A 7,425-nucleotide genomic window follows, 5' to 3' on the forward strand; every position below is an offset into this window, starting at 1 on the left:
GGTCATCGCTCCTTATGCCTGAACCAGTGGGCCGGGGTTTTTGAGGTACTGCTCGCGAATCGCTCGCGCCGACCAATAGGTCAACGCTGCCACCAGGCCGGTAGGGTTGTAGCCCAGCCCTTGTGGGAAAGCGGAAGCACCGGGGACAAATACGTTGTGCACATCCCAGCTCTGCAAGTAGCGGTTCAACGCACTGGTTTTCGGGTCGGTGCCCATGATCGCGCCACCGTTGAGGTGGGTGGTCTGGTAGGCGGCGGTATTGAAATGCTCACCGACCTTTTTACCCAGCACGGCGATGGCCTTGGGGTTCATGGCCTGGGCCACTTTGCCCATTTTCTCCATCATGAAGCGGTTCATCTTGATGTCGTTTTCTTGCCAGTCGAAGGTCATGCGCAGCAGCGGCAGGCCGTAGGCATCGCGGTAAACCGGGTCCAGATCCAGGTAGTTGCTGCGGTAGGACTGATGGGCACCGTGGGAGTCCATAGAGACCTGATGGGTGTAGTAATCGGCGGTGGCGCGCTTCCAGGCGCTGCCCCAGGCCGGCGTGCCCGGCGGGTTGGACGTACCGGCAATCGGCCGGCTGCCCGCCTGGTTGACCCACATCGGCGAACCACCCACGAAGCCGTGGGGGCCATGGTCAAAGTTGTCGGCGTTGAAGTCGTCGATGGCCACGCCATTGCCGCCCGCACCGATAAAGTTGTTGGTGTGGGTGTCCTTGTCGAAGAACGCCTTGATGGTGCCCATGTTCTGGTAGGCGAAGTTCCTGCCTACCACGCCTTCATTGGTAATCGGGTCGTAGGGTTTGCCGATGCCGGACAGCAGCATCAGGCGCACGTTATGGAACTGGAAGGCGCCAAGAATCACCAGGTCCGCCGGCTGTTCGCATTCGCGGCCCTGGGCGTCGATGTAGGTCACGCCGGTGGCTTTCTTCTTGGTGCTGTCGAGGTTGACCTTGAGCACGTGGGAATTGGGCCGCAGCTCGAAGTTGGGCACTTGGCGCAAGGCCGGCAAGATGTTCACGTTCGGCGAGGCCTTGGAGTACATGTAGCACACGTAGCCACTGCAAAAGCCGCAGAAGTTGCACGGGCCCATCTGCGCACCGTAGGGGTTGGTGTACGGCCCCGACGTGTTGGCCGACGGCAGGTTGTAAGGTTTGTAACCTACGTCGGTCGCCGCTTTCTGAAACAGCTGGGCGGAGACGGTATTTTTCTGCGCCTCCAATGGGAACGGGTTGGAGCGATCCGGCGCGTAGGGGTTGCCGCCACGGCCTTCTCCGACCAACTGGCCTTTGACTGTCCAGGCTTGGCCGGAGGTGCCAAAGACTTTTTCCGCATAGTCGAAAAACGGCTCCAGCTCTTCATAGCTGACGCCGAAGTCTTGGATGGTCATGTCCTTGGGAATGAAGTTCTTGCCGTAGCGCTCTTCGTAATGGCTGCGCATGCGCAGCTCAATCGGGTCGACGCGAAAATGCACGCCCGACCAGTGCAGCCCCGCACCACCCACGCCATTACCCGGCAAGAAAGCGCCCAACTGACGATTGGGCAGGGCGACGTCATTTACGCTGTGGCGAATGGTCACCGTTTCTTTGGAGATGTCCTGGAACAGCTTCTTACGCACGCTGTAGGTCAATTCGTCGATGACCTGGGGATAGTTGCCGTCTGGGTAAGTGTCCTGCATCGGGCCGCGCTCCAGCGCTACCACGTTGAGGCCCGCTTCCGTCAGCTCCTTGGCCATGATCGCGCCCGTCCAGCCGAAGCCCACAATCACTGCATCCACTTTCTTCATGATGGTCGCCACGTTTATGCCCTCTCGCCGCGAATGGAAACAGCCGGGAAGGGGTACTGCTCGTTGCGTTCCACCCAATCCATGAAATCGGCGCGGGCGCCGGGGAAGCCGATCATGGTCCAGCCGACCATGCCTTTATTGCCGCCGTGGATAGGGTCGCAGAAGAAGCCTTCCTTGGTGTTTTGCAGCAAAAGGTTAAAGAACATCTTGGGTGGCACGGCGTCGAAGTGCGCCGCCACTTCGCTGCCGCCAGCCTCCAGACGCCTAAGCATATCGTCTCGGGTAGCGCTGTCTTGCGCAGCAAAAGCTTTACCGTTGAACGCTTTCGACCACGCATCCGTGGCAGCAATGCCCAGGCGATAGATCTCCTTGGGCACCAATTTGCTCTGCCAGCCCATCTCCGGCGCCGCGTCGGCGTTGAACGGGCCTTGCATGAACCACAGGGCGCCACTGGCGTAAGGAGTGTTCATCTGGCGGTCGATGTATTCCGGCGCGCCAGCCTCCAAGGCACCTGGGCCCTGGGCGTCAGCGGGAATCAAGCGCTCGACGGCAGCGTTGATAAACGCCCACTCCTCGGCTGTGAAATAGCTCGGCTCGTAGGCTTTATCGCTGACCGCAGGCTTGGCCGGTTCGGCCTGGGCCGGTTCCGGCGTGGCCATCAGCATCGAACCGCCAAGGCCGGTGCTGGCAACCGTGACCACCGGGATCAAGGTCAAGGATTTGCGTAAAAAGTCACGCCGGGGGTTGTCTTGATCTTGATCAGACATGGGTACACCTCATCATGTGGTCACGGGTTTATCCGCCGCTTCTGGGAGCAGCGTGAAGGCTTGCGGCTAATTGGATCCAAGCAGATACAGCACAATGGCAAACATTAGTTACAAATGATAGCAGCCTAAGAATTCAGAGGCGTCAATTCGACGACAAAAACACCGGATCAGATCGCAAGCATCACGATTCTTTGACACGGACCTCACGCCGTATTGACCCGCCTTGAGTGAGTCTGTGGCCCATCAGCCACTTCCTCGCTCGGTCACAACGTTCATGTTCAACACACGCATACTGCTCGCTTTCGGCCTGGGGCTCATGAGCCTGCTCAACACCGTACAAGCCGATGAGGCTGCGTCGATCCGCTCGCCGGAATGGGCCCAGCCGGTGGGTAACCAATACAACCTGCATCAAATGACACCCACGCTCTATCGCAGTGCATTGCCGGACGAGCGTGCGCTGCCCCTGTTGCAAACGCTCAAGATCGCTACGGTCATCAACTTCCTGCCGGAATCTGATGCGCAGTGGCTCCAATCATCTGATATCAAACAGGTGCAGTTGAGCTATCGCACCAACCACGTCGACGATTCCGACGTGCTGGCGGCGATCAGGGCGATTCAGGCAGCAGAGGCCGATGGCCCGGTGTTGATGCACTGCAAGCACGGCGCCGACCGCACCGGCCTGATGGCAGCGATGTATCGGGTGGTGGTGCAGGGGTGGAGCAAGGAGGATGCGCTGAACGAGATGACCTTGGGCGGCTTTGGCAGCAGCAACGGTTTCAAGGATGGCGTTCGCTACATGATGAAAGCCGATGTCGACAAGTTGCGCACAGCTTTAGCAAATGGGGATTGCAGCACCAGCGCGTTTGCGTTGTGCTCAATGAAAGACTGGATCACCACAACGGGCCAGGCAGAGAAACAACTGTAGGAGCGAGCTTGCTCGCGAAAAACTCAACAGCGACGCGCTTATCCAGGATAGCGCGCGTTATCGTTAACGTTTTTCGCGAGCAAGCTCGCTCCTACAGGGGGTGCGGGGTTAGTCTTTTTTCAGCTTCGGGTTCGGGAAGAACTGCACTGCCTGCACTTTAGGATCCGCCGGCGCTTTCAGCGCGGTGGTATTGACCCTAGTGCCCAATTCCTTGGGCACCGACAGGCCTTGATCATTCAGCGTATCGGTATACCCGCAGGCCACGCACTCGCGGTGCGGCACGTTGTCTTCGGTCCACATCTTCAACTTGTCCGGCTCGCTGCACGCCGGGCAGACAGCCCCAGCGATAAATTGCTTTTTGGTGATCACAGGCCCTTCACTCATGCTGCCGCGTCCTCACTCAGGCCGCTGTGGCGCAAGAGTGCGTCAATCGACGGCGCGCGTCCGCGGAAGTCGACGAACAGCACCATCGGCGCCTGGGAACCGCCACGGGCCAGGATGGCTTCACGGAACGCCCGCCCGGTCTGGGCATTGAGCACGCCGTCTTCTTCAAACTTGGAGAACGCGTCCGCCGACAGCACTTCGGCCCACTTGTAGCTGTAGTAACCCGCCGCATAACCGCCGGCGAAGATGTGCGCGAAGCTGTTGGGGAAGCGGTTGTAGGCCGGTGGGCGCATGATCGAGACTTCATCGCGCACGCCTTCCAGCACCTGGGCCACACTGCGACCATCGCCATGGGTGGCGTGCAATTCAAAGTCGAACAGCGAGAACTCCAGCTGACGCACCATCATCAGGCCGGACTGGAAGTTTTTCGCCGCGAGCATTTTCTCCAGCAGGTCCTGGGGCAAGGGCTCGCCGGTTTCGTAGTGGCCGGAGATCAGCGCAAGGCCTTCAGGCTCCCAGCACCAGTTCTCCATGAATTGGCTCGGCAGTTCCACCGCGTCCCACGCCACACCGTTGATACCGGATACTCCGGCATGTTCCACGCGGGTGAGCAGGTGATGCAAGCCATGGCCGAATTCGTGGAACAGGGTGGTGACTTCATCGTGGGTCAGCAGGGCAGGCTTGCCGCTGTCGGCCGGGGTGAAGTTGCACACCAGGTTGGCGACGGGGCTTTGCAGCACGCCATCAACGGTACGGCGGCGGTCACGGGCGCCATCCATCCAGGCACCGCCACGCTTGTTGGCGCGGGCGTACAGGTCGAAGAAGAAACGCCCGACGTGCTCGCCGTTTTCCTTGATTTCGAACAAACGAACATCCGGGTGCCAGGTGTCGAAGCCTTTGAGCTCAGCAATCTCGATGCCGTACAGGCGCTGCACAATGGCAAACAGGCCGCCCAGCACTTTGTCGATGGGGAAGTAGGCGCGTAGCGCTTCCTGGGACACGCTGTAGCGCTGCTCACGCAGTTTTTCGCCGTAGAAACCGCTGTCCCAGCTTTGCAGATCAGGGCAGCCTTGCTCGGCGGCATAGGCCTTGAGCTGTTGCAGGTCCTGGGCGGCAAACGGCTTGCTGCGCTTGGCCAGGTCACGCAGAAAGCTCAGCACCTGGTCGCTGGACTCGGCCATCTTGGTGGCTAGGCTCAGCTCGGAGAAGGACGCATAACCCAACAATTGGGCCAGTTCCTGACGCAGGTCGAGGATCTGTTCCATCACCGGGCCGTTATCGTTCTGACCGGCATTCGGGCCTTGGTCCGACGCACGGGTGCAGTAGGCGGCGTACACCTCTTCACGCAGGGCACGGTCCTGGGCGTAGGTCATGACGGCGTAGTAGCTGGGGAATTCCAAGGTGATCAGCCAGCCGTCGAGGCCCTTGGCCTGGGCGGCGGCGGCCATTTGTGCCTTGGCCGAGTCGGTCAGACCGGCAAGGGTGGCTTCATCGGTGACGTGCTTGGTCCAGGCCTGGGTGGCGTCCAGCAACTGGTTTGAGAACTTGCTGCCCAGCTCGGACAGCTTGCTCTGCACCTCGGCGTAGCGCTTTTGCTGCTCCGGCGGCAAGTCGATACCCGACAGGCGGAAGTCACGCAGGGAGTGTTCCAGAATGGTTTTTTGCGCCACATCGAAACCGGCAGCTTCCGGGCTGTTGGCCAGGGCTTCGAAGGCCTGGAACAGCTCACGGTTCTGGCCCATTTCGGTAGAGTAAGCGCTCAAGGCCGGCAGGCACGCCTCATAGGCTTCGCGCAGTTCGGCGCTGTTGCACACGGCATTGAGGTGGCTGACCGGGCTCCAGGCCGCACCCAGGCGATCATTGAGTTCGTCCATGGCCAGGACCAGGCCGGCCCACGTCGGATTTTTAACCTGGCTCTGCAGGATCTCTGCGATTGCCACGCGGTTGTCGGCGAGGATCTGTTCGATGGCCGGCTGCACGTGCTCGGCACGGATCGCCGAGAACGGCGGCAGGTCGTAGGACTGCAAAAGAGGGTTGTTCGCGCTCACGGTGGGCACCTTGGCTGAAGAAACATGTAGAACAAAGATGGGGCCATCTTAATTACAATCAACACCCACCGCAGCTATCAGCACAACAGAGAGAGGCTATCGTGACCCTTCGCACCTATCAGAACCACACGCCAACCCTCGGCGCCGGGGCGTTTGTCGATATTTCGGCGGTGGTGATCGGCGATGTCGAAATCGGCACTGACAGCTCGGTTTGGCCGCTGACAGTGATTCGCGGCGACATGCACCGCATCCGCATCGGTGCCCGCACCAGCGTGCAAGATGGCTGCGTGCTGCACATTACCCATGCCGGGCCGTTCAATCCGCAGGGTTACCCGTTGCTGATCGGCGACGACGTGACCATCGCTCATAAGGTCATGCTGCATGGCTGCACCGTGGGTAGCCGCGTCCTGATCGGCATGGGCAGTATTGTGATGGATGGCGCCGTGGTCGAAGACGACGTGATCATCGGCGCCGGCAGCCTGGTGCCGCCAGGCAAGAAACTCGACAGCGGTTTTTTGTATGTGGGCAGCCCGGTGAAGCAGGTTCGCGCATTGACTGACAAAGAGCGCGCCTTTTTCACCTACAGCGCGGCGAACTACGTGAAGCTCAAAGACCTGCACCTGGCCGAAGGATTCGATCAATGACCCTGGATCACCCCACCGTCCTGTTCGACCTGGACGGTACCCTCACCGACCCGCGTGAGGGCATTACTCGTTCGATCCAGTACGCCCTGGCCAAACTGGGCATTGATGAGCCCGACCTGGCGAAGCTCGAACACTTCATCGGCCCGCCCTTGCTGCAGGCGTTCATGCAGTTTTACGCCTTCGACGAGGCCAAGGCGTGGGAAGCGGTGAATTTCTACCGTGAGCGCTTCAAGGTTACCGGCCTGTACGAAAACCGCGTGTTTGACGGGGTCATGCCGTTATTGGAAGAGCTGAACAGCCAAGGGCGCCAGCTGTACGTCGCCACCTCCAAACCGTGGGAGTTTGCCCGCGAGATTGCGCGGCATTTCGACTTTGCCAAGCACTTCAAGGTGATCTACGGCAGCGAGTTGGACGGTACGCGTACCAACAAGGTCGAGTTGATCGCGCATTTGATGCGTGAGGAACGGCTGGACCCGGCCACCACCTTGATGATCGGTGATCGCAAGCATGACCTGATCGGGGCACGCAGTAATGGGCTGGATTCGGTCGCCGTGGGGTATGGGTTTGGTAGTTTTGAAGAGCTGAATGCCGAGGCGCCGACCTGGCATTTCGAGACGTTGGACCAGATGCATCAGGCGTTTTTGCAGCGGCCTTGAGACTGCTTTCGCAGGCAAGCCAGCTCCCACAGTCGAGCGCGCGCTCATGTTGAAAGTCGGTCAACTGTGGGAGCTGGCTTGCCTGCGATGAGCATAGATATCTACACAACTTCGATACGACGCTGGACCTGTGGCGAGGGAGCTTGCTCCCGTGACGACCAGATAGCCGACGCTGTTCTAACTGACGCACCGCGATCCAAATGTGGGAGCTGGCTT

General features: G+C 59.9%; 7 protein-coding genes. 3 read left to right on the forward strand and 4 right to left on the reverse strand.

Features of this window, described 5'->3' with window-relative positions; all coding sequences use genetic code 11:
* Positions 1 to 12 precede the first annotated feature (12 nt).
* Together QK296_RS26315 and QK296_RS26320 are read right to left on the reverse strand one after the other, a co-directional pair.
* Positions 13 to 1,797, reverse strand: a complete 1,785-nt coding sequence (locus tag QK296_RS26315; protein WP_003187327.1) for a GMC family oxidoreductase — start codon at positions 1,795 to 1,797, stop codon at positions 13 to 15.
* Positions 1,798 to 1,799: 2 nt separating this feature from the next.
* Entirely contained in the window at positions 1,800 to 2,552 is a 753-nt protein-coding gene (locus tag QK296_RS26320) for a gluconate 2-dehydrogenase subunit 3 family protein (RefSeq protein WP_003187325.1), read from the reverse strand.
* A 274-nt stretch (positions 2,553 to 2,826) separates the two neighbouring features.
* Here QK296_RS26320 and QK296_RS26325 point away from each other — a divergent pair, with 274 nt between their 5' ends.
* The gene (locus QK296_RS26325) at positions 2,827 to 3,477 is read left to right on the forward strand and encodes a dual specificity protein phosphatase family protein (RefSeq protein WP_057710666.1); all 651 of its coding nucleotides are present in this window, start codon (positions 2,827 to 2,829) and stop codon (positions 3,475 to 3,477) included.
* Positions 3,478 to 3,585: 108 nt separating this feature from the next.
* Here the strand turns inward: QK296_RS26325 and QK296_RS26330 are convergent, their stop codons facing one another.
* Both QK296_RS26330 and prlC read right to left on the reverse strand, forming a co-directional pair.
* Complete coding sequence (locus QK296_RS26330) at positions 3,586 to 3,861, reverse strand: YheV family putative zinc ribbon protein (RefSeq protein WP_003187322.1); 276 nt, start codon at positions 3,859 to 3,861, stop codon at positions 3,586 to 3,588.
* The gene (prlC, locus tag QK296_RS26335; RefSeq protein WP_282391865.1) at positions 3,858 to 5,909 is read right to left on the reverse strand and encodes an oligopeptidase A; all 2,052 of its coding nucleotides are present in this window, start codon (positions 5,907 to 5,909) and stop codon (positions 3,858 to 3,860) included. Before prlC ends, QK296_RS26330 begins: the two co-directional genes overlap by 4 nt.
* Positions 5,910 to 6,010: 101 nt before the next feature.
* Between prlC and QK296_RS26340 the strand changes: the two genes are divergently transcribed.
* Both QK296_RS26340 and QK296_RS26345 read left to right on the forward strand, forming a co-directional pair.
* Positions 6,011 to 6,553: a gamma carbonic anhydrase family protein gene (locus tag QK296_RS26340; RefSeq protein ID WP_003187318.1), complete on the forward strand. Its 543-nt coding sequence runs from the start codon at positions 6,011 to 6,013 to the stop codon at positions 6,551 to 6,553.
* Entirely contained in the window at positions 6,550 to 7,209 is a 660-nt protein-coding gene (locus QK296_RS26345; protein ID WP_120247393.1) for an HAD family hydrolase, read from the forward strand. The genes QK296_RS26340 and QK296_RS26345 overlap by 4 nt, the downstream gene beginning before the upstream one ends.
* Positions 7,210 to 7,425: the final 216 nt, after the last annotated feature.

Source organism: Pseudomonas sp. AL10, assembly GCF_029960685.1.
Lineage (GTDB): Bacteria > Pseudomonadota > Gammaproteobacteria > Pseudomonadales > Pseudomonadaceae > Aquipseudomonas > Aquipseudomonas lactis.